General features: G+C 53.0%; 25 protein-coding genes, 1 other RNA gene and 6 pseudogenes. 18 read left to right on the top strand and 14 right to left on the bottom strand.

The features are described 5' to 3' along the window. Positions 1–85: 85 nt before the first annotated feature. From spy to ACWWJF_RS28140, 5 genes are all read left to right on the top strand, one after another. Positions 86–574: an ATP-independent periplasmic protein-refolding chaperone Spy gene (gene spy, locus ACWWJF_RS28160; RefSeq protein ID WP_455871574.1), complete on the top strand. Its 489-nt coding sequence runs from the start codon at positions 86–88 to the stop codon at positions 572–574. Positions 575–919: 345 nt separating this feature from the next. Continuing rightward, a protein-coding gene (locus ACWWJF_RS28155) for an IS3 family transposase (RefSeq protein ID WP_455871587.1) occupies positions 920–2,127 on the top strand; the annotation gives its coding sequence in 2 pieces (ribosomal slippage) (positions 920–1,241 and positions 1,241–2,127; 1,209 coding nt in all). An 88-nt stretch (positions 2,128–2,215) separates the two neighbouring features. Beyond that, positions 2,216–2,575 carry an enolase C-terminal domain-like protein gene (locus ACWWJF_RS28150; protein WP_455871573.1) on the top strand — a complete coding sequence of 120 codons (360 nt, stop codon included), beginning with the start codon at positions 2,216–2,218 and terminating at the stop codon, positions 2,573–2,575. A gap of 40 nt (positions 2,576–2,615) precedes the next feature. Next, positions 2,616–2,804 (top strand): hypothetical protein, encoded by a 189-nt coding sequence (locus tag ACWWJF_RS28145; protein WP_455871572.1) that lies wholly within the window; start codon positions 2,616–2,618, stop codon positions 2,802–2,804. 66 nt (positions 2,805–2,870) lie between these two features. Further along, positions 2,871–3,368 (top strand): TIGR00645 family protein, encoded by a 498-nt coding sequence (locus tag ACWWJF_RS28140; protein ID WP_455871571.1) that lies wholly within the window; start codon positions 2,871–2,873, stop codon positions 3,366–3,368. A 239-nt stretch (positions 3,369–3,607) separates the two neighbouring features. Here the strand turns inward: ACWWJF_RS28140 and ubiI are convergent, their stop codons facing one another. Genes ubiI through ACWWJF_RS28120 form a run of 4 tightly spaced genes read right to left on the bottom strand, consistent with a single transcriptional unit; the run spans position 3,608 to position 8,047 of the window. Further along, positions 3,608–4,828: an FAD-dependent 2-octaprenylphenol hydroxylase gene (ubiI, locus tag ACWWJF_RS28135; RefSeq protein ID WP_455871570.1), complete on the bottom strand. Its 1,221-nt coding sequence runs from the start codon at positions 4,826–4,828 to the stop codon at positions 3,608–3,610. A gap of 24 nt (positions 4,829–4,852) precedes the next feature. Then, positions 4,853–6,031, bottom strand: coding sequence for a 2-octaprenyl-6-methoxyphenyl hydroxylase (gene ubiH, locus ACWWJF_RS28130; protein WP_455871569.1), 1,179 nt, complete (start codon positions 6,029–6,031; stop codon positions 4,853–4,855). A gap of 5 nt (positions 6,032–6,036) precedes the next feature. Then, positions 6,037–7,410 carry a Xaa-Pro aminopeptidase gene (pepP, locus tag ACWWJF_RS28125; RefSeq protein ID WP_455871568.1) on the bottom strand — a complete coding sequence of 458 codons (1,374 nt, stop codon included), beginning with the start codon at positions 7,408–7,410 and terminating at the stop codon, positions 6,037–6,039. Between the two features lie 52 nt (positions 7,411–7,462). Further along, positions 7,463–8,047 carry a YecA/YgfB family protein gene (locus ACWWJF_RS28120; RefSeq protein WP_455871567.1) on the bottom strand — a complete coding sequence of 195 codons (585 nt, stop codon included), beginning with the start codon at positions 8,045–8,047 and terminating at the stop codon, positions 7,463–7,465. Positions 8,048–8,357: 310 nt separating this feature from the next. On the opposite strand from ACWWJF_RS28120, the pseudogene ACWWJF_RS28115 reads away from it, so the two are divergent. The 4 genes and pseudogenes from ACWWJF_RS28115 to ACWWJF_RS28100 all read left to right on the top strand — a co-directional run bounded on the left by ACWWJF_RS28115 (position 8,358) and on the right by ACWWJF_RS28100 (position 10,971). Further along, positions 8,358–9,688 (top strand): annotated as a pseudogene (locus ACWWJF_RS28115) (IS4 family transposase). Between the two features lie 18 nt (positions 9,689–9,706). Continuing rightward, positions 9,707–10,036 (top strand): cell division protein ZapA, encoded by a 330-nt coding sequence (gene zapA / locus ACWWJF_RS28110; protein WP_196906564.1) that lies wholly within the window; start codon positions 9,707–9,709, stop codon positions 10,034–10,036. A gap of 115 nt (positions 10,037–10,151) precedes the next feature. Further along, positions 10,152–10,335, top strand: a non-coding RNA gene (ssrS, locus tag ACWWJF_RS28105) — 6S RNA. A gap of 45 nt (positions 10,336–10,380) precedes the next feature. Beyond that, positions 10,381–10,971 (top strand): 5-formyltetrahydrofolate cyclo-ligase, encoded by a 591-nt coding sequence (locus ACWWJF_RS28100; protein ID WP_455871566.1) that lies wholly within the window; start codon positions 10,381–10,383, stop codon positions 10,969–10,971. Positions 10,972–10,982: 11 nt separating this feature from the next. Here ACWWJF_RS28100 and nadR read toward each other — a convergent pair whose 3' ends face one another. From nadR to serB, 3 genes are all read right to left on the bottom strand, one after another. Then, the gene (gene nadR, locus ACWWJF_RS28095; protein ID WP_455871565.1) at positions 10,983–12,242 is read right to left on the bottom strand and encodes a multifunctional transcriptional regulator/nicotinamide-nucleotide adenylyltransferase/ribosylnicotinamide kinase NadR; all 1,260 of its coding nucleotides are present in this window, start codon (positions 12,240–12,242) and stop codon (positions 10,983–10,985) included. A 96-nt stretch (positions 12,243–12,338) separates the two neighbouring features. Beyond that, positions 12,339–13,721 (bottom strand): DNA repair protein RadA, encoded by a 1,383-nt coding sequence (radA, locus tag ACWWJF_RS28090; RefSeq protein WP_222159329.1) that lies wholly within the window; start codon positions 13,719–13,721, stop codon positions 12,339–12,341. A gap of 17 nt (positions 13,722–13,738) precedes the next feature. Beyond that, a complete protein-coding gene (gene serB / locus ACWWJF_RS28085) occupies positions 13,739–14,716 on the bottom strand; it encodes a phosphoserine phosphatase (RefSeq protein ID WP_455871564.1) in 978 nt (325 codons plus the stop codon). 141 nt (positions 14,717–14,857) lie between these two features. On the opposite strand from serB, the gene ACWWJF_RS28080 reads away from it, so the two are divergent. The 3 genes and pseudogenes from ACWWJF_RS28080 to ACWWJF_RS28070 form a co-directional block, all read left to right on the top strand. Further along, positions 14,858–15,535: a YtjB family periplasmic protein gene (locus ACWWJF_RS28080; RefSeq protein WP_455871563.1), complete on the top strand. Its 678-nt coding sequence runs from the start codon at positions 14,858–14,860 to the stop codon at positions 15,533–15,535. 433 nt (positions 15,536–15,968) lie between these two features. Continuing rightward, positions 15,969–16,663, top strand: a protein-coding gene (locus tag ACWWJF_RS28075) for an IS1 family transposase (RefSeq protein ID WP_455871562.1) whose coding sequence is annotated in 2 segments (ribosomal slippage) — positions 15,969–16,212 and positions 16,212–16,663 — 696 coding nt in all. Because the reading frame shifts where the segments join, the coding sequence is not laid out codon by codon here. Positions 16,664–16,698: 35 nt separating this feature from the next. Then, positions 16,699–17,175 (top strand): annotated as a pseudogene (locus ACWWJF_RS28070) (GntT/GntP/DsdX family permease); the annotation flags it as partial. A gap of 16 nt (positions 17,176–17,191) precedes the next feature. Here ACWWJF_RS28070 and ACWWJF_RS28065 read toward each other — a convergent pair. Together ACWWJF_RS28065 and ACWWJF_RS28060 are read right to left on the bottom strand one after the other, a co-directional pair. Continuing rightward, positions 17,192–17,886 (bottom strand): IS1 family transposase gene (locus ACWWJF_RS28065; RefSeq protein ID WP_455871562.1). Its coding sequence is split into 2 segments (ribosomal slippage): positions 17,192–17,643 and positions 17,643–17,886, totalling 696 coding nucleotides; the frame shifts between segments, so codons are not numbered across the junction. Positions 17,887–18,016: 130 nt separating this feature from the next. Then, positions 18,017–18,861, bottom strand: a protein-coding gene (locus ACWWJF_RS28060) for an IS5 family transposase (RefSeq protein ID WP_455871561.1) whose coding sequence is annotated in 2 segments (ribosomal slippage) — positions 18,017–18,516 and positions 18,516–18,861 — 846 coding nt in all. Because the reading frame shifts where the segments join, the coding sequence is not laid out codon by codon here. A gap of 64 nt (positions 18,862–18,925) precedes the next feature. Here ACWWJF_RS28060 and ACWWJF_RS28055 point away from each other — a divergent pair. After that, positions 18,926–19,657: a gluconate:H+ symporter gene (locus tag ACWWJF_RS28055; protein ID WP_455871586.1), complete on the top strand. Its 732-nt coding sequence runs from the start codon at positions 18,926–18,928 to the stop codon at positions 19,655–19,657. 135 nt (positions 19,658–19,792) lie between these two features. Here ACWWJF_RS28055 and tam read toward each other — a convergent pair. Further along, positions 19,793–20,566: pseudogene (gene tam / locus ACWWJF_RS28050) on the bottom strand (trans-aconitate 2-methyltransferase). Between the two features lie 150 nt (positions 20,567–20,716). On the opposite strand from tam, the gene ACWWJF_RS28045 reads away from it, so the two are divergent. The 4 genes from ACWWJF_RS28045 (at position 20,717) to ACWWJF_RS28030 (ending at position 22,784) form a co-directional block, all read left to right on the top strand. Next, positions 20,717–20,836 carry a transposase gene (locus tag ACWWJF_RS28045; protein ID WP_455871588.1) on the top strand — a complete coding sequence of 40 codons (120 nt, stop codon included), beginning with the start codon at positions 20,717–20,719 and terminating at the stop codon, positions 20,834–20,836. A 196-nt stretch (positions 20,837–21,032) separates the two neighbouring features. Further along, a complete protein-coding gene (locus tag ACWWJF_RS28040; protein ID WP_455871560.1) occupies positions 21,033–21,851 on the top strand; it encodes a M15 family metallopeptidase in 819 nt (272 codons plus the stop codon). A 209-nt stretch (positions 21,852–22,060) separates the two neighbouring features. Next, positions 22,061–22,513 carry a hypothetical protein gene (locus ACWWJF_RS28035; RefSeq protein WP_455871559.1) on the top strand — a complete coding sequence of 151 codons (453 nt, stop codon included), beginning with the start codon at positions 22,061–22,063 and terminating at the stop codon, positions 22,511–22,513. 4 nt (positions 22,514–22,517) lie between these two features. Then, on the top strand, positions 22,518–22,784 hold the full coding sequence (locus tag ACWWJF_RS28030) for a hypothetical protein (protein WP_455871558.1): 267 nt from the start codon (positions 22,518–22,520) through the stop codon (positions 22,782–22,784). On the opposite strand, the pseudogene ACWWJF_RS28025 reads toward ACWWJF_RS28030, so the two are convergent. Beyond that, a pseudogene (locus ACWWJF_RS28025) lies at positions 22,748–23,905 on the bottom strand (IS3 family transposase). The gene ACWWJF_RS28030 and the pseudogene ACWWJF_RS28025 sit on opposite strands and share 37 nt — an antisense overlap. Before the next feature lie 76 nt (positions 23,906–23,981). Between ACWWJF_RS28025 and ACWWJF_RS28020 the strand changes: the two are divergent. Further along, positions 23,982–24,161: pseudogene (locus tag ACWWJF_RS28020) on the top strand (tail fiber assembly protein); the annotation flags it as partial. A gap of 59 nt (positions 24,162–24,220) precedes the next feature. Here ACWWJF_RS28020 and ACWWJF_RS28015 read toward each other — a convergent pair. The 3 genes and pseudogenes from ACWWJF_RS28015 to istB form a co-directional block, all read right to left on the bottom strand. Further along, a pseudogene (locus ACWWJF_RS28015) lies at positions 24,221–25,262 on the bottom strand (IS481 family transposase). Positions 25,263–25,374: 112 nt separating this feature from the next. Next, a complete protein-coding gene (locus ACWWJF_RS28010; protein ID WP_455871557.1) occupies positions 25,375–25,788 on the bottom strand; it encodes a hypothetical protein in 414 nt (137 codons plus the stop codon). 72 nt (positions 25,789–25,860) lie between these two features. Next, complete coding sequence (gene istB, locus ACWWJF_RS28005) at positions 25,861–26,616, bottom strand: IS21-like element helper ATPase IstB (RefSeq protein ID WP_455868472.1); 756 nt, start codon at positions 26,614–26,616, stop codon at positions 25,861–25,863. Between the last annotated feature and the right edge of the window lie 13 nt (positions 26,617–26,629).

Raw genomic sequence — 26,629 nt, 5'->3', positions numbered from 1 at the left:
AACTCGAAGTTGCACGGCCTATACTCAATACCGTCAAGACGACAATCGTCGTTAACGAGTAACCTGGAAAGAGAGAGATAGCACTATGCGTAAACTGACAGCTATTCTGGTGGCATCTACATTGGCGTTTGGCGCGGCGGGTATTGCGCATGCGAACGATGCTCAAAAAGACCACGGTCATGAAGCTCGTATGATGAAAGGTGAACGCGGTGGCCCTCGTACCGGCATGCATGAAGAGTGGATGCTTAAAGATCTCAACCTGACCGAGGCGCAGAAAAAGCAGGTTGGGGATATCATTCGCGATGCGCGCGATAACATGCGCAAAGTGATGCAGGATGAACACCGCGCAATGCGTGATGTGATTGCCTCCGACACGTTCGATATGGCGAAAGCTCAAGCGCAGGTCAATAAGCAGGATGAGATTCACAAAGCGCGGATGGTAAGCCGTCTGGAAACGCAGAACAAGATCTATAACGTTCTGACGCCGGAGCAGAAAAAGCAGTTTAACGAGAATTTTGATAACCGCATCAATCACAAGATGACGGAACCCGCTGAGAAGGCTGCCAATAAGTAATTCAGCCTTTCTCCTCTGACAACCGCCTTACTCACCGCGCGAGCCCGTTTATTGGGTAGCCGATGAGAAGGCGGTTTTTTTACGCCAGACACTCACCGGCCAATGGTTAACGTGCGAGAAGCGTAAGCCACTCATTATGGGTTAGTTTGCGGTAAAACGGGCGTATGCGTGCCTTAACGAACTGCAAAAGCGCCTGCTCGTCCATTGATTCGGCTTTGGACGGATAATCCCTCCAACCACTGTCATACAGTTGGTGATGTAGCCTCCTGTAACACCAGACAGTAGCTGTATCTCCAGATAAGAGATAGGCTTAGATATATGTCTAACAATCATGCTAATTTTGAAATGACCGGGATCCTGTTAGGGCAAGAAGTCCGTAAGCGTAAAACTCCGCAAGAGAAAATCGCCATCATTCAGCAGACAATGGAGTTGGGGATGAACGTCTCCCATGTAGCCCGCCTGCATGGCATCCAGCCCAGCCTTTTGTTTAAGTGGAAGAAGCAATACCAGGAAGGAAGCCTCACCGCCGTTGCGGCCGGAGAAGAAGTGGTTCCAGCTTCGGCGCTGGCGACTGCCCTCAAGCAGGTCCGGGAGCTACAGCGCCTTCTGGGTAAGAAGACGATGGAAGTTGAGATCCTCAAAGAAGCAGTGGAGTACCGCCAGTCGCGAAAATGGATAGCGCACGCGCCCTTGTTGCCAAAGGACGGGGAATAGCTCTGGTCAGCCGCGCCATGAGCGTGTCGCGTGCGCAGCTGTCACTGCGGGTTAACCGTTCTGCCGACTGGCTGGACAGGCGCAGCAACCGGCGTAATGACGAAGCTGATGCTGAGATATTATCGGACATCCTCCGTATCATCAGCGACATGCCCAGTTACGGTTACCGCCGAGTGTGGGGTATCCTGCGTAAGCAACGTCGTGCAGAGGGACTTCCACCGGTGAACGCCAAACGGCTTTACAGGATAATGAGCGAGCATAACCTGCTGCTGTTGCATGATAAAACTGAACGTCCGAAGCGGGAGCATAAAGGCAAAATCGCGGTAGCAGAGAGCGATATGCGCTGGTGCTCAGATGGCTTCGAGTTCGGTTGTGACAACGGCGAGAAGCTGCGGGTGACGTTCGCACTGGACTGCTGCGACCGGGAGGCCATAGACTGGGCAGCGAGCACCAGGGGTTATGACAGTTCAACCGTGCAGGATGTGATGCTGAGGTCGGTGGAAAAACGCTTCGGTAGCGCGCTGCCGGATAAACCAGTGCAATGGCTGACGGATAATGGTTCAGCGTACACAGCGCATGAAACGCGGAAGTTCGCCAGAGAACTGAATCTGGAGCCCTGCACAACAGCAGTGAGCCGTCCACAGAGTAACGGCATGGCAGAACGGTTCGTGAAGACGATGAAGGAAGATTACATCGCCTTCATGCCAAAACCCGATGTGCGAACAGCGCTGAAGAACCTTGCAGCGGCGTTCAATCATTACAATGAAAACCATCCGCACAGTGCGCTGGGATACAACTCCCCAAGAGAATATCGGCGCCAGCGGGCATCGTTAACTTAAGATACAAAAGCTGTCCGGAGATGGTGGGTCAAGATCAGTCGATCTCTGTATCGAAGTACATCGCCGTCTGAAACCGCATGATGCGATTGTGTTTGCGCAGGGTATCGCGCCTTATCTACCTTACTTTATTGAAGATCCGATCGGGGCAGATAACTTTGATTCGATGGCGCAGGTCGCAGACAAAATCAACGTGCCGATTGCCACCGGCGAGCGTCTGAACAACCTGCAAGAGTTTGCCATGCTGATCAAACGCAATGCGGTTTCCTACGTGCGGCCTGACGTGTGCATGTGCGGAGGCATTACCGGCGCGAAGAAAATCGCAGCGCTGGCCGAAGCGCATGACCTGATGGTGGTACCGCATAACCCGCTCAGCCCGGTCTCTACGGCCGCCTGTTTGCAAATTGCGGTGAGCATCCCCCAACTTTGCTCTGCTGGAGTATCCCGGTGACGACCAACCGGCGCTGTCGGAGAAATTTGGCGCCACCGGCGTGGAAAATGGCTTATTGAAGCGCGATGTGGTCAAGAGCAGCTTCAAGTGTGTTGACGGTTTTATGGAAATTCCCACGGCACCGGGCATTGGCATCGAACTGGCGGATAATGTGGCAGAAAAATATCCCTACCGTCGCCGTCCACTGAAAACGCGTCTTCATGTAGATGGTTTAGTGGTCGATCAGTAAACTGTGCGTTTTGCCGTCGTGTGCCCATTTCACGACGGTGGTTATTCACCTGCAAAAAGAAGAACTATGGAACGTTTTATTGAAAACCTGATGTACACCTCGCGTTGGTTGCTGGCCCCGATCTACCTCGGACTGTCGCTCGGGTTACTGGCGCTGATGCTCAAATTTTTCCAGGAAGTGTTTCACATTCTGCCAAGCGTCTTTGCATTGGCAGAGGCCGATCTGATCCTGGTACTGCTGTCGCTGATTGACATGACGCTGGTAGGCGGCCTGTTGGTAATGGTGATGCTGTCTGGCTATGAGAACTTTGTCTCGACGCTGAACATTGATGAGGATCGGGAGAAACTGAGCTGGCTCGGCAAAATGGATTCCGGCTCACTCAAGAATAAAGTGGCGGCATCGATTGTCGCCATCTCTTCTATCCATTTGCTGCGCGTGTTTATGGATGCGCGCAACACGCCGGATAACAAGCTGATGTGGTATGTGATTATCCACCTGACGTTTGTGCTCTCGGCGTTTCTGATGGGCTATCTGGACAAAGCGACGCACCACGAAAAGAAGTAATGTTAACGGTACGCCCCTTCTGGCGTACCGAGAATTTACTGACAAACTTACCGAAAACAGTAACGCTTCCCGACCTCCGGCATTTCCGCCACCTCCGTCATTCGCGTGAAGGCGGGAATCTCGTGCAGATGAAATGCGTTTCTTCTCACAGAGATCCCCGACTTTCGCCGAGGATGACGAGGAGGAGAGTGACTTTGCCAGCAGTCTGACAGTTCGTCTGCTTTGGCGTAGCGTTTTACTTACTGCGGCGTAGCGGTGTGCACCAGCCATTCCGGCAGGTCATTTAATCCCATCGCCTGACGCACCAGCACCGGTTTCACCCCCGGCAGGCGGTTCGCCAGCGTCAGGCCAATATCCCGTAGCAATTTTTTCGCCGGGTTCTCTCCGTTAAACAGTTCCCTGAACCCTTGCATGCTGGCCAACATCAGCGCGGCACTGTGCTTGCGCTGGCGTTCATAGCGTCGCAGGTAGAGGTATTGCCCGAAATCCTTACCTTGCCCCTGTAAGCGTTTGATTTCGGCGATCAGCGTGGCGACATCCATAAATCCGAGGTTGACGCCCTGTCCGGCTAGAGGGTGGATGGTATGTGCGGCATCGCCCACCAGCGCCAGTCGATGCGCGGCAAAGCTGCGCGCATAGCGTCCGGTTAACGGGTGTGTTTGCCGGGCACTGATGGTGGTGCACCGCCCAAGATGCGTGTCAAAGGCGATCGCCAATTGCTGATCGAAAGCCTCCTTGGGCAGTGCCAGCATGGATTCGGCCTGCAACGGTGGCAGCGACCAGACAATCGAGCACAGGTTTGCCTCCGCCAACGGCAGAAACGCCAGAATGCCATCGCCGTGGAACACTTGGCGTGCCACGCCGTCGTGCGGGCGTTCGGTGCGTACCGTTGCCACCAGTGCGTGATGACCGTAATCCCAGAACGTCAGTGGAATATCGGCCTGCTGACGTAGCCAGGAGTGCGCACCGTCTGCGCCGACCACAAGGCGCGCCGTGAGCATGGTGCCATCGTCCAGCGTAATAAATGCTTCGTTCTCGCCCCAGGCCACCTGCTGCAATACCGCCGGTGCCATCAGGGTAATGTCTTTTGCTTTTTCGGCTCGTTGCCACAGGGCGCGTTGAATGACATCATTTTCGATAATGTGGCCGAGTCGGGAAAAACCGTAGGCCTCTCCCTCGAAATGGATATTGCCAAAGCTGTCTTTGTCCCACACGTACATGGCGTTATAGGGGCTGATGCGCTGTGCTTCGATCGCTTGCCAGACATCGAGATGACGCAGCAGGCATTCGCTGGCCGCGTTAATGGCGGAGACGCGCAGCGCATAAGCCCCGTCCGCGGCCGTCTGTGGTGGCCTACGTTGTTCCAGAACGGCAATGCGTAGCCCTGATTGTTGCAGCCCGCAGGCTAATGCCAGACCGACCATGCCACCGCCCGCGATAACCACATCAAATGATTGCATAAGCCCTGTTTCCTGTTGCTTGCATTAACGATCGACCCAACCCAACGTGCGGCGCGCAAAGGTATCACGCACGGGCGCAACGGTATTCATGGTCATCAAACCCAGATTGCGACCCATTTCCAGCGAGGTAACACTGTTGGCAAACAGGCGTACCAGACCGTCTGTCAGTGCAATGGTCGCCTGCTGATCGGATTCTCGGCGCTGAGCGTAGCGGCTCAGCACGCGATAGCTGCCGGTGTCTTCCTGGGATGTGGCGGCTTGTGTCAGGGTTTCTGCCAGCGATATCACATCGCGCAGCCCGAGATTGAATCCCTGTCCGGCAATAGGATGTAGCGTTTGTGCCGCATTGCCCACCAGCGCCACGCGATGCGCGATATGACGTGCCGCTGTCACCAGTCGCAGCGGATAAGTGTGACGTTCGCCGATATGGGTAATTGCGCCCAATCGCCAGCCAAAGGCGCGTTGCAGCGCGGCGCGGCATTCGGTCTCGCTCCAGGCGGTTACCTGCGTCTGGTTTGATAACCGGTGGCACCATACCAACGAACTGCGTCCACCGCGCATGGGTAATAGTGCTAACGGGCCGTCTGGGGTAAAGCGCTCAAAGGCTTTTCCCGCATGAGGCAACTGGGTGCGGATGTTGGCAATAACGGCAAACTGCGGATACTCCTCTGTCTGCCACCGCATGCCGCAGGCCCGAGCCAGCGCGGAGGAGGAGCCGTCTGCCGCCACCAAGAGCTGCCCGCACAGCGTACTGCCGTCATCCAGTTGCAGGGTGGCCTGTTCGGCACTGCGTTCAACGTGTACTACCTTGCGTGGGCAGTGCACGCGTACGCCTGGCGCACTGTGGAGTAACCGAAACAGGGTTTGACCAACCTGATGTAGCTCCACCACGTAACCCAATGCGGCGGTACGATAATCACTGGCCTGCATGTTGACCACACCGGCGTGGCCGCGATCGCTGACGTGCACCGCGGTGATGGGTTCCGCTTCGCTGGCGATAGCTTGCCAGATGCCGATACGCTTAAGCTGCTGCACGGTGCCTTCCGCCAGCGCGATAGCGCGGGCGTCGAAGCCGGGATGCGCGCTGTCCAGCGGCGAGTGTGCTTCTATCACCTCTACGGGTAGGGTGCCGCCGGAAAGGGAGGAAATGGCCAGTGCCAGCGTTGCTCCCGCCATGCCTCCGCCGACTATCAGGATCGTCATCGCGATTATCTCGCTGCCTGGCGTACGGCACGGGCCTGTGCCATCAACGCTTCAATGTCGTCGGCGTCTTTTACGACGCCCGCTGTCAATACTTCGTTACCGCTGTCAGTGATCAGAATGTCATCCTCGATGCGGATACCGATGCCGCGATATTCATGGGGCACTTTGGCGTCTGGCGCGATATAGAGCCCCGGTTCGACGGTGAGCACCATGCCGGGTTCCAGCAAACGGCTGCGCTCTGACGCGCCGTAATCGCCAACATCGTGCACGTCCAGCCCCAACCAATGGCTGAGTCCGTGCATGTAGAACGCGCGGTGCGCCTGTTCGGCGATCAGTTCATCGACGTTACCTTTCAGCACGCCGAGTTTAACCAACCCTTCGACCATGATACGAATCACCTGCTCATTCACTTCACGAATACTGACACCGGGTTTGAATAGCGCCAGCGCTTTGCGCTGTGAAGCCAGCACAATATCGTAAATCGCGCGCTGCGGGGGGCTGAATTTTCCACTTACCGGGAAGGTCCGCGTGATATCACCGGCATAGCCCTGATATTCGCAGCCCGCGTCAATCAGCACCAAATCGCCCTCGCGCATTTGCCGTTCGTTTTCGGTGTAGTGCAGAATACAGCCGTTATCACCGCTGCCGACAATGGTGTTATACGAAGGATAGCGCGCACCGTGGCGGGTAAATTCATGATGAATTTCCCCTTCCAATTGGTATTCGTACATCCCAGGTTCACAGCTTGTCATGGCGCAAGTATGGGCCTTGGCGGTGATCTCTCCAGCCCGACGCATCAGCTCTAGCTCTTTCGGGGATTTAAACAGGCGCATCTCGTGCACCCAGGGGCGCCAGTCGGTCTGCGTCGGCGGTGCGATAAGCCCCTGACGCGTGCCGTTTCGCAGCGTCTCCAGTGCATTGAACAGCAGGCGGTCCGCGTACTCGTACAGCCCTTGTGCGTGGTAAATCACGTCCAGTCCGTTGAGCCGCAGGTGCAACTGCGCATTGATGTCGCTAAATGGCAGGGCTCTATCGACATTCAAGCGCGAAGGGGCCGCTTCCTGCCCCAGACGGCGTCCAAACCAGATTTCCGCCGTGACATCGCGCACGCGGTTGAACAGGACTGTGTGATGATGGTGCTCATCGCTTTTTACCAGTAACAGCACCGCTTCCGGCTCGTTAAATCCGGTGAAGTACCAGAAATCGCTGTTCTGGCGATATGGGTACTCACTGTCAGCGCTGCGCGTGGCTTCCGGTGCGGCAAAAAATATCGCCGCGCTGGCGGGAGCCATTTTTTCCAGCAACTGCTGGCGGCGGCAAGTATATTCCTGACCAAAAGCGTCTTGTTGAATCATCACCTGCTCCTGTGTGATGCGCATTCGGTAATTCCCTCCTGCGTGGGAACCCCTGCGGGTAAGGCTGGATGCGCGATTAATGTAGCGTTGGTTTTTTCTTCTCCGGTGCGGTCTGTACCGGGCGTGTATATTCACTGTGGCAGAGAATAGCGGAAACTCTGACGTATTCGATGATTTCTTCCAGCGATTGCGCCAGCTCTTCCTGATCTTCATTTTCGTCATAGCCAAGCTGGGCAATATTGCGCAAATCGTCGATGGCTTCTTTCAATTCGCCCTGCGCCTTGTTCAGACGTGGCTGAACGACGCCCAGCCCGAGCAGAAAGTGATTGACCCATCCGGCCAGCGCGTCGGCACGATCAAACACGCTTACCGCCGTGTTGTCGTCATCCGGTAGCAGCAGTTGGAATTCAAATTCGCTCTCTTCTAGCGCTTCTTTAGTGACCTGATACAGCGTTTGCAACGGCTGAGAAACCAAGTGAGAGAATGCCAGACCATCGTTAGTCAGCTCGTGTAACAACGTTTTCCAACTGTCATCGGTGTTGCCCCCGCACAGGATACCGCTGATAAGCCCGTGCATTTCCGCTGCCGTCAGTGCAACTTGTTGCTGTGTCAGGAGCGCGTCTAGGGTTTCATAGCCGGGATACGTGGTTTCTATGGACATGTGCTTTGTTCATCGTTGGCGGGTTGGTATCGTGTTATGCTACCACCAAGCTCGGCTGCTATGCCAGAAAGGGCTTGTTTCTTCTATGTTGAGTTATTATAGTGGCGCCCGCGTGAAGGGGCTGTCGCCAGTCCGTGATATGAATTTTTTCTGCGGCGCAGAAAACGAAATGAGGCAGGAAAGGGCACCTCGTTATACACAAGTCCGCAACGCCTTATATGCCAAGGGTTAGCGGGCTGAAATAGGCAGCCGGTGGGGTTGTAAATGAAGTGAAACCGACGTGTACTATCGCCATTTACGGCGCTGAAAAATGACACGGGATTCAGATGGCTGGGCACACCAAGAACTGGAAGGGGTAAATCTTGGTGACACGAGGCTCAATAAGCGTGCCAAAGGGCTTTTGATACGGCTGGCTGAGAATCCGCAAGCCAGCATTCCGCATGCGTGCCTCGGATGGTCTGAGACGCTGGGTGCTTACCGCTTCATGGAGAACCAAGCATTCGAATGGCGAGACATTCTGCAACCTCACTGGCAGCGTACGCAGGAAAGGATCCGAGAACACGAGGTTGTGCTGTGTATCCAAGACACTACCGAGCTTGACTTCAACGGGCAGCAAATCCAAGGCTTGGGTCCCTTGAACTACGAAGCCAGGCGTGGTCTGTACCTGCATCCGACCTACGCGGTCAGTCCGGATCGCGTGGGGTTGGGCGTACTGGATGCGTGGATGTGGGCAAGAGAGCCGAAGGATGCAGACGGAAAACGCGATGGGATCAAGGAGAGTACGCGCTGGCTCGAGGGATACGAGCGAGTTGCTGAACTCGCCTCGGAGTTGCCAAACACACGTCTGGTGTACTTAGCCGATCGCGAAGCGGATTCAAGGCGTTGATGCAGCTCGCTGATGACCTTGGCACTCCGGCTGACTGGTTGATCCGCTCGACTCATAATCGCAGTCTGGACTGTAATGAGAAGCTTTGGCAGAAGGTTGGAAAGACCGTGCCGGTGGGAGAAATCCAATTCGTTATGGCGGCTCGCGCGGGGCAGAAGGCGCGTACGGTGAAACAGGCGCTGCGCGTGAAGCGAGTGTCGCTGCGTTGCGGGTTGGCAGTGACTTGTGTGATAGCCAAGGAAATTGAGCCGCCAGCAGGCGTGAAGCTTGTCGAGTGGCGGTTGCTGAGCAATCGCGTACCTGAAGGACGAGAAGATATCGTGGAGCTGATCGACTGGTATCAGGCTAGATGGGAAATCGAGATGTTCTTCAATGTGCTTAAGAACGGCTGCTGTGTCGAAGCGTTACAGTTATCGACCGTGGATCGCATTGAGCGGGCATTGGCGCTGTTCATGATCGTGGCATGGCGCATCGCCTATTTAATGCGTATGGGACGAACCTGTCCAGAGCTGGACGCAATGTTGTTCTTTGATTCCGACGAGACTCATGGAGCTTACCTACTGATGAACAAGCGTATGCCCAAGGGCCGCCCTAAGCTAAACGAAGTATTGCGCTTAGTTGCGCAACTGGGAGGCTTTCTTGCTCGAAAAGGCGACGGTGAACCAGGCGCAAAAACTATCTGGAAAGGCTTGCAGAAAGTCATGACGGCCGCCGAAACGCTACGCGCGCTCAGGCACGAACAGAGATGTGTATAACGAGGTGAGGAAAGGGGCATGTCTGCACAACCAGTAGATATTCAAATCTTTGGCCGTTCGTTAAGAGTCAATTGTCCGCCGGAACAACAGGAAGCGTTGAATCAGGCTGCGGAAGATCTTAACCAGCGGTTGCAGGATCTCAAAGTGCGCACACGCGTGACCAACACGGAACAATTGGTGTTTATCGCTGCACTTAACGTGTGCCATGAGTTGGCACAAGAGCGCTTGAAAACGCGTGATTACGCGGCAAATATGGAGCAGCGCATCCGTATGTTGCAGCAGACCATCGAGCAGGCCTTGCTGGAACAAGGGCGTATAACCGAGCGTCAGGGCACGCCTTTCGAGTGAGTCGAGAGGGGCAAGCGCCTTGCTCCGCGTTTTGGTTTTTGAAATTGATTTTTGTTAGTTGCCCGATGTTTTTCGCTATAAAGCGTGATATAGTTATTCACGAGTAAAGAATAAAATTTCTCTGAGGTGTTTGTGTGCGGGTCAGTCCCCTGAGCCGATATTTCAAACCAACAGAATGTAACGCTCCGCAGCCGGTGAGCATGCTTGGTTCGTCCGAGAAGCCTTAAGGTTGCGACGGTATGTTCACCTTGAACCAAGGGTTCAAGGGTTACCACCTGCGGCGGCATCTCGGAGATCCCTTCTCTCCTTCCTTCTCCCTGTTATTGCCTATGACTTCTGCGTCCATGCCCATTTCGCCACAGCAACAGCGTCAGGCCATGCGCGATCGCGTGCGTCAGTTGCGCCGCGCGCTCACGCAGGAACAACAAGCCCGGTTTGCCCAGCAGATTGCCGAACGTGCGTTGGAACAACCTGAAGTGCAGCAGGCACAGCGGATTGCGCTGTTTTTGTCGTTTGACGGTGAGCTGGATACCCAGCCGTTGATTGCCCGTCTGTGGCAGCAGGGAAAGGCGGTGTATCTGCCGGTACTGCACCCGTTTTCGCCGGGACATTTGCTGTTTTTACACTACGATGCGCAGACACCGCTGGTGAAGAATCGCCTGAAGATCTTTGAGCCGCGTCTGGATGTGCGCCGCGTGTTGCCGCTAATCCAACTCGATGTACTGTTTACGCCGTTGGTGGCGTTCGATGCGCAGGGACAACGGCTGGGCATGGGCGGCGGGTTTTATGACCGGACCTTACAGCGCTGGCAACAGCGGGGGCAATACCCGATTGGCTTGGCCCATGACTGCCAGCAGGTCGATGCCATCCCGAACGAAGCGTGGGACATCCCGTTGCCCGCCATTCTGACCCCCTCTCGCCGCTGGCAGTGGTAATCCGTCGTTGATTACAGCGTCGGCGTATGTGGCCCGCCAGACGTACGGTGCGACAGCATTTGTTGTACCAGTTCCACGCAGCGCAGGAAGCGCGAATCATAATCTGATTCGGTTACGTGTACGTAAGGGACGTTATTCTTCACCAGCATGGTTTTGAGTAGCGTTTGGAACGCGCTGCGTGCGGTACTGCTATCCAGGCTGCGTAAACCATCCGCGACCCACGGCGTATTGTTTTCCAGCAGAATCACCAGATCAAACCGGTATTCGTCAATCAACGCCTGGACAAAAGGGTGTTCGCGTCCTTCATACTGTTTGCAAAATGCTTGGGTGGTAATGAAATCGGTATCGATAAAGGCCACTTTATTGGCATATTTTACTGCAAAATCAATATATTGTGCTTGCCCTAGCGCGATTTTGTCGTAGTCGGAATATTGCAGCGCCATCTCTTCGCCGCCCAGATGGGAAAAGACATAGTCCCGGCCAAACTCCCAGGCGCTGGTGGTATTGAAGATATTGGCGAGCTTGTTGACCAGCGTCGATTTACCGCTGGATTCGCCGCCGAGAATGGCAACGGTGCGCACGAAAAAGGGCTTCACTTCGGTGGGAATATAATCCCAATAGCGGAACGGATCGTGACGGATCTGTGCGCCGCTGATGTTCATAAATGAGCGTTCTGGGTCAACCAACACCGCGTCGATGCCTAACTGTTCGCGGTACTGCGGGGCATCTTTGGCTTCGCTGGTATAGACAAAGTTGGGTTCAATCGCCTTCTCTTGCATAAAGGCCTTGATACCTCGACTCCATATATCCCAGCCGTGCGGGTAAGGCTCCATGCCTTCTTCGTTAAAGGCGTGAATGCGGATATTCTTCTGATATTTAAAAGTTTGTAGCAGCCAACGCAGACGATCGCTTACGGTGGGCTGCTGCGACATGGCGCTGTGCTCAAACAGCAGGCGGTCGCGTGATTCGTCGTAACCCAGGATCACATGCAATTCATCAACCTGACTACAGGCGCGTTGGATCAGGTAGATATGGCCGGTATGCAGAGGATAAAACTTGCCGAACACCACCCCGATGGTTTTGTCGTGGCGGGGAAATTCCAGTTCCAGAAAGCGGTGCAGCGCTTCCAGCTTTTGAGCACTGGGGTTTTTGATCTTGGCATTCAGCAATTGGCTGAGATAGCCCTTGGTCATACCGGTTGCGTCGGCAACCTGCTGAAGGGTACCTTTCTTCTTGCGGATGGCGGGTTTCAGGTAATCAAAAGATGACATTGTCAGGCACTCTTGGTTTAGCACGTGTGTTTAGCATGCTAAACCAAGATACCACAAGCATGCTCAACCTGCGAACATGTTCCCGCAGGTTAGGCGTTAAAGATCGTCGAGGATCGCCAGTGCGTCAGTCAGCTTTTTCACGCCAAACACCTGCATGTTGGCGGGTGGGCGTTTTGGCGCATTAGCATGCGGGACGATGGCGCGCTTGAAGCCGTGTTTGGCCGCTTCGGAAATACGTTCCTGACCGCTGGGCACTGGCCTTATCTCGCCGGATAGCCCCACTTCGCCGAACACCACCAGATCCTGCGGCAGCGGCCTGTCGCGCAGGCTGGAGACCAACGATAGCAGCAGTGCCAGATCGGCGCTGGTTTCGGTGACTTTTACGCCACCAACCACGTTCACGAACACATCCTGATCCGCCATTTGCAGTCCGCCGTGGCGGTGTAACACGGCGAGCAGGAGCGCCAGTCGGTTCTGTTCCAGACCGACGGCGACGCGGCGAGGGTTGGCCATCATCGAGTGATCCACCAACGCCTGAATCTCCACCAGCAGAGGACGCGTGCCTTCCCACACCACCATAACGGAGCTGCCGGACATCACTTCATCACCCCGGCTGAGAAAAATGGCAGAGGGGTTGCTGACTTCGCGCAATCCCTGCTCGGTCATGGCGAACACTCCCAATTCATTGACGGCACCGAAACGGTTTTTATGGCTGCGCAGGGTACGAAAACGGGAATCTGCATCACCGTCGAGCAGCACGGAGCAGTCAATGCAGTGCTCAAGCACCTTGGGGCCAGCCAATGAACCATCTTTGGTAACGTGGCCCACCATCACGATAGCGACACCGCGCGTTTTGGCAAAGCGGGTGAGATAGGCGGCGGTTTCCCGCACCTGTGCCACGCTGCCGGGTGAGGATTGGATATCGGCCAGATGCATCACCTGAATCGAGTCGATCACCATCAGCCTGGGCTGCTCCTGTTCGGCAATCAGACAGATTTGCTCGATGCTGGTTTCGGACAGCATATTGAGATGCTGGGTTGGCAGACCCAAGCGGTGCGCGCGCATCGCCACCTGCTGTAGCGACTCTTCTCCTGTGACGTACAGGGTTTTCATCTGTTCAGAGAGCTTGCACAAGGTTTGCAGCAGCAGGGTACTTTTCCCCGCACCGGGGTTGCCCCCGATCAGAATGGCGCTGCCGGGCACCACGCCGCCGCCCAACACGCGATCGAACTCACTAAAGCCGGTGGAAAAACGCGGTAGCGCTTCCAGGCTGATATCAGAGAGTTTTTGTACGCGGCTGATGCCTTCATGGTCGCCCGCATAGCCAGTTCGGCGATCGGTGCGAGACGTCGCGGCGGCGGCCAGCCGCACTTCGGTAATGGTGTTCCAGGCGTTACAGGCGCTGCATTGGCCCTGCCAGCGCGGATAATCGGCACCACATTCGTTGCAAACGAAGGCGCGTTTAACGGCTTTTGCCACGGTTCACCTCACTGCTCTTAGCGTTTTTCGTGCCGCAGGCTGCCGCTCAGTACGCACATGACGCCGGTTAAATCGGCGTGACGAATGCTGACGGGGGCCTGCTCATTCACTTTGGGTTTGGCATGATAGGCGATGCCGAGCCCGGATGCCTTGATCATCACCAGATCGTTGCCCCCGTCACCGATGGCAATGGTCTGCTCTTCGGGGATATCCAGCTTCTCCGCCAGTTGGCGCAGGGTTTTGGCTTTATATTTGGCATCGACGATCGGGCCTACCACTTCGCCGGTCAGCTTACCGTCGCGCAAACCCATTTCGTTGGCCACTGCCGCCACCAGGCCGAGTTTCTCTTTCAGATGATCGGCGAAATAGGTGAAGCCGCCGGACGCAATGGCGACGTGCCAGCCCGCCGCCTGCAACTGCTCGACCATGTAGGTCAGCCCTGGCATCAGCGGCAGATTTTTGCGCACTTTTTGCAGGATATCAGCATCGGCTCCCTTAAGGGTGCCCACGCGCTCGCGCAGAGTGGCGGAGAAATCCAACTCACCGCGCATCGCCCGTTCGGTGATCGCCGCCACCTTCTCTCCGGTGCCGGCCAGTTTGGCGATTTCATCAATACACTCAATCTGAATGGCGGTGGAATCCATGTCCATCACCAGTAAACCGGGCGCACGCAGCGTCGGGGTGTTGCACATAGGGGCCACGTCCATCCCCAGTTCATGAGCCAGTTTGGTGGCGCGTGGCGTGAGCGAACCGGCCAAACGCACCACCTGATAATCTTCCACGTTCCAGGCGCTGACGATTACCATCGCCGCACCGAGCTTGCGCTGGTAACGCGAAAGCAAGTTTTTATCCAGTACGTTGCCGTACAGAAGCCAGCCGGTGTCCCCCGCGCGATAGTCGAGCGGCATCACTTCATCACCGCTGAGTGATAACGGCAGTCCCGGCCAACAGTTAATCTCGTTAGGGAGATCGCGGTAGGTCTGACTATTCGGCATGGGGCATCCTCTTCTGGCAAAAATAGCGCGTACTGACGCGGGTAAACATAACAGAACATCACTCAGAAAACAGGGCAACAAGCTATCCTATCGCTATCGCTTCTGGCAACATGAAAGTATACAAATCGCTCAGGGATTCTCATGGTCCACACCCGGTTAAAATTCCGCTTACACCGCACCGCTATTGTACTGATCTGCCTGGCGCTGCTGGTTGCATTGATGCAGGGGGCGTCCTATTTCAGCCTGAGTCATCAAATGGCGCGTTCCGAGCAGGTTGAAGACATTGCACGCACGCTGGCGCGCCAGGTGGCGTTCAGCCTGACGCCGCTGATGGAAAGCAACGATGATAACAGCCAGAAAATCAGCACGATGCTGGCGCAGTTAACGCAAAATAGCCGCATTCTCGACGCGGCACTCTATCAGCAGGACGGTTCATTGATTGCCCGTACTGGAGAAGAGGTTGTGGTGCGCGATCGGCTGGCGCTGGATTGCAAGCGGGTGGGGAGTTATTTCAACCACCAGATTGTGCAGCCCATCAACGGCAAGGATGGCCCGATCGGGTTTCTACGCATGACGCTCGATACTCACGTGTTGGCGACCGAAGCCAAGCAGGTCGATAACACTACCAATATCTTGCGCCTGATGATTCTGCTGGCGTTAGCGATCGGCATTATTCTGGCCCGCACGCTGTTGCAGCACCGTCGCAGCCGCTGGCAACAGTCCCCCTATCTGCTCACCGCCAACACGCCGGTAAAGGAAGATGACGAGAATACCTCATCGCCTGTGCCGGAAGAGAAAACGGACAAGCCTGAGTCATAACTATAGATCAGTAACGGTGGCGCGCGTTGTGGCGTGCTGCTGTGCCACTTCTCGGCTTTTGGTTACCATTCCTGCCTTATTGGTATAATGCATTTCTCATTAATTGCGTGTTTGTCGTATACGTTACATTTATTCTCGTGATTTCAATCACGTCATCTCGGTAGTCATTTTCCCTTATAAAAAAATTTTAATCTCCATCACAGTTTTTGGCGCATTACGGGCGCTTAATTGGTATGACATATTTTGTTGTGGTCATGTATGTAGAAAAGAAATGTCTGACTAATTTTGTTTTTTATTCAATGTTGACGGGGAAAATATGAATTTTATCATTGAGGCGCTGCCCATTATATGGGTGGCTCTGGGCGTCGTTTTGCTGGTAATGTCTTCAAATAGTTGGCTTTTGTGATATTCTGCCGCTATTTGAGGTTTCCACGTGGTTACTGTTTTTGTTCATTGCCCTCGCTGCCATTCAGATAAAGTTTATCGACATGGCCTTAGTCCAACTAAGCGCGAACGCTTCCGGTGTCAGTGCTGTCGCCGTGTATTCCAGTTTACCTACCGCTATGAAGCGCGAAAGCCGGGAGTCAAAGAGCAGATCGTTGATATGGCCTTCAACGGTGCCGGCGTTCGCGATACCGCCAGAACGTTGAAAATCGGCATCAATACGGTCATCCGGGCTTTAAAAAGCTCTCGCCCCGCAGGATAACGTCTTCTCCCGTTGCTCACGCCGACGTCGCCCTTATCTGTGAACTTGATGAGCAATGGAGCTTCGTTGGCAGTCAGGCGCTACAGCACTGGCTCTGGTACGCTTACAATACCAAAACGGGCGGTGTTCTGGCCTACACTTTTGGCCCCCGAACCAATGAGACCTGCCGTGAATTGCTGGCTCTGTTGACACCGTTCAACATCGGCATGATTACCAGTGACAACTGGGGCAGCTATGCAAGAGAGGTTCCGAAGCAGAAACATCTGACTGGCAAGATCTTCACGCAACGCATAGAGCGCAATAACCTGACGCTCCGTACCCGCATTAAACGACTGGCGCGTAAAACGATTTGCTTCTCGCGCTCCGTCGAGATCCACGAAAAAGTCATCGGAGCCTTCATCGAAAAACACATGTTCTACTAATTGGAGTCATTACCGTTTTGCTGTTAATTTTAAATATGAAATTTAAAATTAACGGGATGTTGGCACTGCTGCTCGCGGCAATGCTTGTCGGTGTGTGTGAAGGGTTACCACTTGAGGCAATTGGTAAATCGATTGAAAAGGGCGTCGGCAGTACGCTGTGGCATTTGGCATTAATTATTCTGTTTGGTGCCATTCTGGGTAAATTGATGGTGGATTCCGGTGCGGCGCAGCGGGTTTCATCAACGCTACTGAAAAGATTCGGGCCGCAGAAAGTCCAATGGGCTATTTTGGTTATCGGATTAATTTTCGGTCTGGCCATGTTCTATGAAGTGGCTTTCCTGATTTTAGCACCTTTGGTTATCAGTATTGCCCGAGAAGCAAAAATCCCTTTCCTGAAATTGGGTATCACCATGGTTGCCGCCGCAACCACGGCGCACAGCCTGTTCCCTCCTCAGCCTGGCCCCACCTCGCTGGTGACCGCATTCCATGCGGATATGGGGATGGTGTATATTTAGGTAATGACTCCAATTAGTAGAACATGTGTTTTTCGATGAAGGCTCCGATGACTTTTTCGTGGATCTCGACGGAGCGCGAGAAGCAAATCGTTTTACGCGCCAGTCGTTTAATGCGGGTACGGAGCGTCAGGTTATTGCGCTCTATGCGTTGCGTGAAGATCTTGCCAGTCAGATGTTTCTGCTTCGGAACCTCTCTTGCATAGCTGCCCCAGTTGTCACTGGTAATCATGCCGATGTTGAACGGTGTCAACAGAGCCAGCAATTCACGGCAGGTCTCATTGGTTCGGGGGCCAAAAGTGTAGGCCAGAACACCGCCCGTTTTGGTATTGTAAGCGTACCAGAGCCAGTGCTGTAGCGCCTGACTGCCAACGAAGCTCCATTGCTCATCAAGTTCACAGATAAGGGCGACGTCGGCGTGAGCAACGGGAGAAGACGTTATCCTGCGGGGCGAGAGCTTTTTAAAGCCCGGATGACCGTATTGATGCCGATTTTCAACGTTCTGGCGGTATCGCGAACGCCGGCACCGTTGAAGGCCATATCAACGATCTGCTCTTTGACTCCCGGCTTTCGCGCTTCATAGCGGTAGGTAAACTGGAATACACGGCGACAGCACTGACACCGGAAGCGTTCGCGCTTAGTTGGACTAAGGCCATGTCGATAAACTTTATCTGAATGGCAGCGAGGGCAATGAACAAAAACAGTAACCACGTGGAAACCTCAAATAGCGGCAGAATATCACAAAAGCCAACTATTTGAAGACATTACCTATATTTACGGGATTATCGTTGCCGTTCCTACCGTAATTTGCTCGGGCATCCTGTTGCCTAGGCTGTGTCCCTTAATTACATAACCTCTGGTAAAACAGGCGGATGCAGCCCAGTTTCAACATTGCCAGATAATTCCTCGCCGTTTTGTCGTAACGTGTCGCAATGCGACGGTATTCTTTCAGACGGCCAAAGCACCGCTCAACAACGTTCCGATTGCGGTAGGCGTCACGATCGAGCTTTGAACGACCATCCACCGCCATTTTTTCAGTGGATTTTCGGGGGATGACAGTTTTTATACCTCTTTTTTTCAGCTCGTTACGTAATACATGCCCGGAGTACGCCTTGTCAGCGAGTACCGCATGACCACGGCGTTTCATACTGCCGTTCTGGCGTTGAACACCAATACCGTCCAAAAGACGTAGTGCAAACTGACTTTCATGAGCCTGACCGGGGCTCAACACGATGTTTAACGGAAGACCACTTCCGTCTGTAGCCATATGGATTTTGGTGCCAAAACCACCTCGAGAGCGACCCAGCCCATTATCTCCGGTGATATCGGGATGTTTTTTTGAGCACCGGCAGCACATTTCAGCGCCCTGATATTGCTACCATCCAGCGCAGTCGCTGACCAGTCCACGAGGCCATGGGCATCAAGTGATGAAAGTAACTTATTGAAAAAAATGTTAATGACTCCCGATTTTGACCATCGGTTAAAGCGGTTATAAACGGTTTTCCATGGGCCGTATCGCTCAGGTAAATCACGCCATGGGGCACCAGAGCACAGCCCCCAGAACATGCCATTGATAATCATGCGATGCTCAGCCCATGGGCGTCCGGCCTGTGGTGTTGCTGGTTCAGCAGGGAGTAAGGGCTGGATGATAGCCCATGCTTCATCGGGAAGGTCGTAGCGAGCCATAGTTTAAAATAATTTAGAAACAAACAGTTAGTATAACTCATGGGATTAAGGGACACAGCCTAAACTGCTGGGGAATTTGGATCGTCCTATTCCTGAGTTATTGGAATCGCAAAAGGTATTTTCTGATGATGAGATGCCAAGCTTTGCGATCAGCCTGTTAGTGCCGCTGATCCCGGCGATTATTATTACCGGTGTTACGGTGCTGAAGCTGTTTATTGCCAAAAATAGCGTGGTGCTGCCTTTTCTTAATTTTATCGGCAGTGCACAAATCAGTATGTTGATTGCGGTATTGGTCAGCCTGTTTGCCTTTGGCGTTAATCGAGGCAGAAGTATGTCCGATGTCATGAAATCCTACACCGTCGCCATTGAAAAAGTGGCGATGGTGGTCTTTATCATCGGTGCGGGCGGCGCGTTTAAACAAATTATCATGGACACCGGCGTCGGTGATTATATTGCGGATATGATGCGACATTCATCAGTATCACCGCTGAGCATGGCCTGGTTTATCACTGTGTTGTTGCGTCTTGCTACCGGTGCCGGCACTGTCTCCGCCATCACGGCGGCAGGGATTGTCGGCCCGATGATCACCACTTTTAACGTCAACCCGGCGCTGATGGTGCTCGCCACAGCTTCTGGGAGTAACACCCTGACGCACGTTAACGATGCTGCGTTCTGGTTGTTTAAAGAGTATTTTGGGCTGTCGATTAAAGACACCTTCAAAACCTGGGGGCTGTTGGAACTGACCAACTCAGTGGTGGGGTTACTGATCGTGCTGCTGCTGTCGCTGGTGGTGTAACCCGTTACCGGCCATCTCCGTCATTCCCGCGAAGGCGGGAACCCCTTACAGGGAGAACGCTTTCCTTGTGCACAAGTTCCCCTGCCTTCGCCGAGGATGACTAAGGTGATGGGAATGACGGAGGTCGGGTATCACTTAACGTTTGCGCGCCACGATAAACAGGCGCGGGAACGCCAGCAGGCGTTTACCGTCGGCGTGTGGCGGGTAGGCCGTTTCCAACTGTTGTCGATAGCTATCAAGGAATACAGCCTGTTCGGCATCGTCAAGCGGCGCGAGGAAAGGGCGCAAGCCGGTGGCGCGCAGCCAGTCGACAATCGCCTGGGCGTCGTCCATCGGGTGATAGTAGGTGGTGCGCCATAGATCAACGTCGCAGCCAGCATTCGTCAGCAGATCGTAATAGGCGCTCCTGGTGAGTAGGCGCTGGCGCACACTGGCGGTATCGCCAATCTTATCGCGCCAACGTCCCTGTTCGGCCACCGCGCGCATCAGTCGGTGGCTGGGTTCGTCCAGATTATCCGGCATTTGCACTGCCAGCATACCCCCTTGCGCCAACTGCTGTGCCAGGTGCGGAAACAACTGTGCGTGCTCCGGCACCCATTGCAACGAGGCGTTAGCATAAATCACATCCTGTGGCTGTGCGGGCCGTCAGGTGGCGATATCCGCTTGCACAAACTGCTGTTGCGGCAGGCGTTCGCGCGCTTGTGCCAGCATGGCTGCCGAGGTATCGACGCCTGTCACCGTCGCGTGTGGCCACGCTTGCGCTAACAGTTCAGTACTGTTACCTGGTCCGCAGCCCAGATCGCTGACGGTGTTGGGATTCGGATGGGCAATGCGGGCAACCAACTCCTGTGCTGGGCGGGTACGTTCGTTGGCAAAGCGCAAATAGAGTGCGGGGTTCCAATCTTTCATCGTTGCTCCTGATGGGTAGCAGACGCGGCAGGGTGAAAACAGCATGCCAGATTTCTTTCTCTGGTGCTTGTGGGGATTGTAGTGGCACACTGATACTGGCCACCTGAGCGGAGGTGATATGCTCACCTCATCAACACGACAGGTGACCTCATGGGTAAACATTTTACGGCGGAATTTAAGCTCGAAGCCGCAAAGCTGGTTGTCGACCACGGCTACACATACGTTAAGGCCGCAGAGGCGGTTAATGTTGATGCGGCGTGCGATATTTGAAGCCAAAACGTGCGATAAATATTGAGCTACTTTTGTTTCCATCAGTGCAACGGAATTACACTTTTCTTTTTGTTTAATGTTCTTTTATTGTATTTTTTAGAGTCGTTATAGAGGCTTGTTCCCTATCGCATTACTAGCTATGGCTACAAATTTTGATTTTGCCTAACTTACATAACTATTAATTTAAGGTTGAAAAATGTACTTTACCTTTGAAAAACTTAAAGTAATGTTTATCGGAGTAATATTTTTACCTTATACAAGCGCAAATGCCGACATTCACATCCTCTCACAGAAGGAATGCGATAATATGCATGCTAGCGGTGTCATGACTAAGACTAATCCGGTCAGCTGCGAACGTCTACGACGTGTCAATTTTAGACATGTTAATTTCAACGGTACTACTGAAGAGGGTAATGTTGTTATCCTTGATGCTATAGCAGAGCACACCGAAAAAATTTTTTCTGAATTATTTGAACAACGTTTCCCTATTCATAAAGCCATCACTATGGAACATTATGAAGGTAATGATGAAGCAGCAATGGCTGACAACAACACCTCTGCCTTCAACGGTCGTCCGATCACTGGTGGAACATCTTGGTCCAAACATGCATATGGAGTTGCCATTGATATCAATCCACTACAAAATCCGTATCTATCATTTTCAACAGATGGTACTGCAAAAGTGTTACCTCCCTCAGCAGCTACTCTTTTTGTAAATAGAAGTAACGTACGTCCAGACAAAAAGAAGCGTGAGGGTATGGCTGAGGATGTCGTCGATATTTTTACTCGCCACGGTTTTATGAGATGGGGTGGCGAATGGGATAGTCCGATTGATTATCAGCATTTTGAAATAGGTAGTAATGATTTTGTCAATAAACTCATTAATCAATCTCCAGACTCAGCACGTCGGACCTTCAATCACTATGTTGAAAGTTATAACTTTTGTATGAAAAAACATTCAAAAGGAGACTTTTTTCAAAAACGAATTAACTGCATAGAGCGAGTCCGTCAGTAAGTAAATTTTTCTAATTTTTCTCTCTCAAATCTGCTTATAATTTGTACAAATGAGTGATTTTCGCTGTAAATCGGTGTTTTGGTCATTTTTTGACACCCTCATATAGCCTATTTTTGCCATTTTAGCCCCTAATCCTCCCCCTGAAAGCCTTGTCATCGCTGGTTTTGGTCAAAATATTAGCTAAACTCCCGATTTAAGAAAACCTTGGTTTGTTAGAAACGGTAGATTGTGCAAAAAATGCACTGGATAAACGAACCGGTGGAACTGTCAATGGCGGTATTACATTAGGACAAAATTTGACCATTTCATGGGGCGGCAGAACGGCCACTTATCATGAAAATGGTGATATTACTGGCCCAGCTTGGGGTGGAGCGTTGAGTGGCTGGATTATCGCCCGTGCAAATGAAGCACAAAGCAATGCTTGGCAACATGCCGATCACGTAGCGAACGGCCGGGCCACTTGGGATTATGTGAATCAGAACTGTGTGTTTAATGTTCAGCTTGGTGCAAGACAGGTAAACCCGGGGTTTAGTGGGCGGTTTGACACTCCGAGCGGCTGCGTCATTACCTCCGCTCACGGTGATAGCGATAACTGGATTGCTGCACAATATGCGCCGATTCAAATATGGAAAAATAATCAATGGGTAACTATTGCAGGGTAATAACATGGAACTGATTAATGTACGACAATATATTCCTGATGAGCTTTTTTTTGGTGATGGTATTCAGTATTTTATTGATGAACACGGGAGAGACTGGTTTCAGTCAGTCCCTCTTTTCACCAAAAAATATGCGATGGTAATAGAGCCAAAAAGCCGCATTATACGAGGTATCACCGACAATGTGTCTCGCCTGTATCCAGCAGGGTTTAATGTGGTAGAAGTTGATTGTAGTGGTCAACTAATATTGGCCACCGCATTAGACTGTATGTAGAACAGTCGCTCAGATTCGTTTGGAGTTAAGCCGCCGTTATACCAGTGAGGCCGGATAGCGCAATACCCCGTGATGTAGCGGATAATCGCGTCCTGGGCTTCGCTGAAGCTGTTGTAACCCTTTGTCGGCACCCATTCTGTCTTCAGGCTGCGGAAGAACCGCTCCATTGGCGCATTATCCCAGCAGTTACCCCGCCGACTCATACTCTGCTTTATCCGGCAGCGCCACAGGGCTTGCCGGTATTGACGGCTGGTATAGTGGCTGCCCTGGTCGCTGTGGAACATGACTCCTGTTGGTTGTCCCCGGAGTTCCCAGGCCATCTGCAACGCTTTAACTGTCAGCGCCGAGTCCGGCGACGTCGACATGGCCCAGCCCACCGGTTTGCGGGCGAACAGGTCTAGCACCACCGCAAGGTAAGCCCAGCATTTGCCCGTCCAGATGTAGGTCACATCGCCGCACCAGACCTGATCCGGCGCGGTAACCGCGAACTGGCGGTTGAGATAGTTCGGTATTTCAACGTGTTCATTGCCGCCGCGTTTGTATTTGTGAGCCGGTCGCTGGCAGCTGGCGATACCCAGCTCCTTCATCAGCTTGCCAGCCAGCCAGCGCCCCATTTTGACACCGGAGCTGCCGGTGACGATGGTCGCGATACTTCGAGCGCCGGCAGAGCCGCCGCTGGCGTTCCAGGCTTCCATGACGCGGCTACACTTAACCACGCGCTCACCGTCGGGTTCATTAGCGGAAGCCTGCCAGTGCCTGTAGCTGCTGCGATGTACCTCAAAAGTTTGGCACAACGCCGTGACCGGGTATCGCGCCCTCAGCCTGTCGACTACCGTGAACCGTTGAGTGAGTCCGACATTAAGAGCGCCGTAGCCTTTTTTAGGATTTCGTTCTCCATTTCAAGGCATTGGACTTTTTTCTTCATCTCACGCAGCTCGAGCTGTTCAGGGGTAAGAGGAAGTCCCGTTGGCGTTTTTCCCTGTCGTTCAAGGCGAAGCTTATTGACCCAGCGACTAATGGCTGACATTAACCGCCTCTGCGGCCTTAACGTATGTGTAGCCGTGGTCGACAACCAGCTTTGCGGCTTCGAGCTTAAATTCCGCCGTAAAATGTTTACCCATGAGGTCACCTGTCGTGTTGATGAGGTGAGCATATCACCTCCGATCAGGTGGCCAGTATCAGTGTGCCACTACACTAGAGGAGGCAACAAAAGTCATAGCTCCTTTGCAGGATGCGTCAGATCTCGACATGGCGCCGGAAGCTGAAAAAACCTTACTGCTGGCGTGGAAGAAATACCGCGTTCTGCTTAACCGAGTGGATATCAGCCAAGCATCGGATATTGATTGGCCTGAAGCGCCTCAGAAAGCAGCAGATTAAATGTATTAGCTCAGACCTGATCTGACAGTTACCGGTTATTTATACAGGTGTCTGTCAGATTAAATCTGGTTCAGATTTTTTTCTGCCCAGACTCGTTTACCATCAAGTAACGTGGCCATTGGCGTACGCCCGCAGCACATTTTACCCTGATGAGTTCGCTCATTATTGTAATGCCACAACCAGTTGTCCAGATCCTTTTGTAGACTTTCTAGGTCCTCGTATAACGTCTTACGGAACGCAACCTGATAAAAATCCTGCAAAATAGTTTTATGGAAGCGCTCGCAGATACCGTTTGTCTGCGGAGACATCGCTTTCGTTTTCGTATGGTCTATATCGTTGATAGCCAAGTACAGCTGATAGTCATGTTGTTCCACTTTACCGCAGTACTCCGTCCCCCCTGTCCGTCAGTATTCTTAGCATTGGCAGCCCCTGAGCTTTGTAGAACGGCAGCACGCGATCATTGAGCAGGTCGGCGGCAGAGATCGGTGCTTTACTCGTGTAAAGCTTGCAGTGCGCCACTTTCGAGTACGTATCCACGAACGTCTGCTGGTAGATACGGCCAACACCTTTCAGATTACCCACGTAGAAGGTGTCCTGCGACCCCAGATAACCCGGGTGAGCAGTCTCTATTTCACCACAGGCTTCGTCGTCGTGCGCCTTCTTCTCCAGTGCAGCGATTTGAGCATCAGTAAGTACAATGCCTTCTCTGGCAACTTTTTCCTCAAGTGCCTTCAGGCGCTTACGAAAGTTTTCCAGATCGTGTCGTTGCCAGATGGAGCGCACACCGCTGCCAGAAATGAAGACGCCTTTTTTACGCAGCTCATTACTGGTCCGGTGCTGGCCATGAGCCGGGAACTCAATGGCGTAATCAACAACCGCACGTTCAGTGGCTTCATCAGCACGGTTTTTCAGGTTGGGAACCCGGCGGTTTTGGTTAACCAGAGCGTCAATGCCGCCTTCTGCCGTCAGTTCCTGATAGCGATAAAACGTGTCGCGTGACACCCCCATGATTTTACAGGCTTTTGATACGTTACCGAGTTCTTCGGCGAGATTGAGCAGGCCGGCTTTGTGTTTGATTATGGGATTGTTAGTATGAAGCATGAGAGTTACCTCGTGTTTTGTATAAGGATTCGACACCCATATCAAAACCGGTAACTCTCAACCTTTCAAGGTCCAGTGTCAGATCAAGTCGCGACTAATACAGATTAAACTATCATGCGGCCCTAACTATGTAGTTAAACGCGACATTTCGTGGGCGAGTTTCTTCAGCAGTCCTTGTCACACGGGATGAATCAAAATGCCTCTTTGATGCAGTCCAGCGATCATTTCTTGAGGTTGCATCATAGTTCACCGAACCACCGCCATCACAATACAATGCGCCTTTTGGGGGAAAATTCGACAAAATTGCTTGGTCGTCCATCGTCCACTGTGCCCAGATTTTCTGCATGGCATCAGCTTGTGTACTTAATATCTTGCGTCCGTTATCCACTTTTCGTCCCGCATCCCAGCCCCGGATAAATTCGCCCCGTAAATCAGGGAGTTTTCCTGAAGGGTATGCTTGTGCCAAGAGTGGGTGTTTTTTCTTATCGAATGGCTCACCGTTGCGTATTCGCATGCGATCGATCATCGATTCGCATCTAAGGTCGATCACGTTTTCGCATCGTAATCGATCACCCGGGAACCTAACTTTTTTATCGTTTTAGCGTGTTTCTTCTGCGCTTTCCACTGCCAGGCTATTTTTCCTTAATGATTCTCCCTGAAGCTCCACTCTGTGAGAGTTGTGGATCAGCCGATCCAGGAAGGCATCTGCCGCCGTCGGGTTTTCCATCACTCCGTACCATTGCTCCACCGGCAACTGGCTGATAAGGATCGTGCTGGTTTGCCCATATCGCTCTTCCGTTATTTCCAGCAAGTCATTGCATTGCCGCGTTGTGATAACTTCAAGACCAAGGTCGTCCAAGATAAGAAACTCTATTTTTTGAAGCTGTTTCAGTTGCTTAAGCCAGCTGCCGTCCAGTCGGCCCTGCTCAAGCTGATCCAGCAGCCGACCCATGCGCCAGTATTGAACGCTTCTCTTTTGCCGGCACGCCTGCTCGCCCAGGGCACAACCTACCCAGCTTTTTCCGCTGCCAGTTGGCCCTGTTATCAGGATATTCTTGCTGTGGGTGATGTAATGCCCGTTCAGAAGCTCGCGCATCTGTTCGGCCTTTAACCCTCGGGAGACCGGATAGTACATACCCTCAGGGGTTGCACCGTGGCGCAACCGTGCCTGCTTTCTCAACCGCCCAACACGGCTGTTTTCACGATTCAGTAGCTCTTCTTCGACAAGTAACCCCAGGCGTTCTGCGAACCCCAGCTCATTGTATGTACCAGGTGCCTCACGCTGGCGTATCATGCCATCGGCCATTGCCGACAGCTTCAGCGTTCTAAGTTTGGTTAGCAGGTCATCAGTCATAACGACTCCCTTT

The sequence above is a fragment of the Symbiopectobacterium sp. Eva_TO genome (assembly GCF_053848865.1).
The sequence above is the reverse complement of the archived record's forward strand: the minus strand, read 5'-3'. Positions and strand labels throughout refer to the sequence as shown.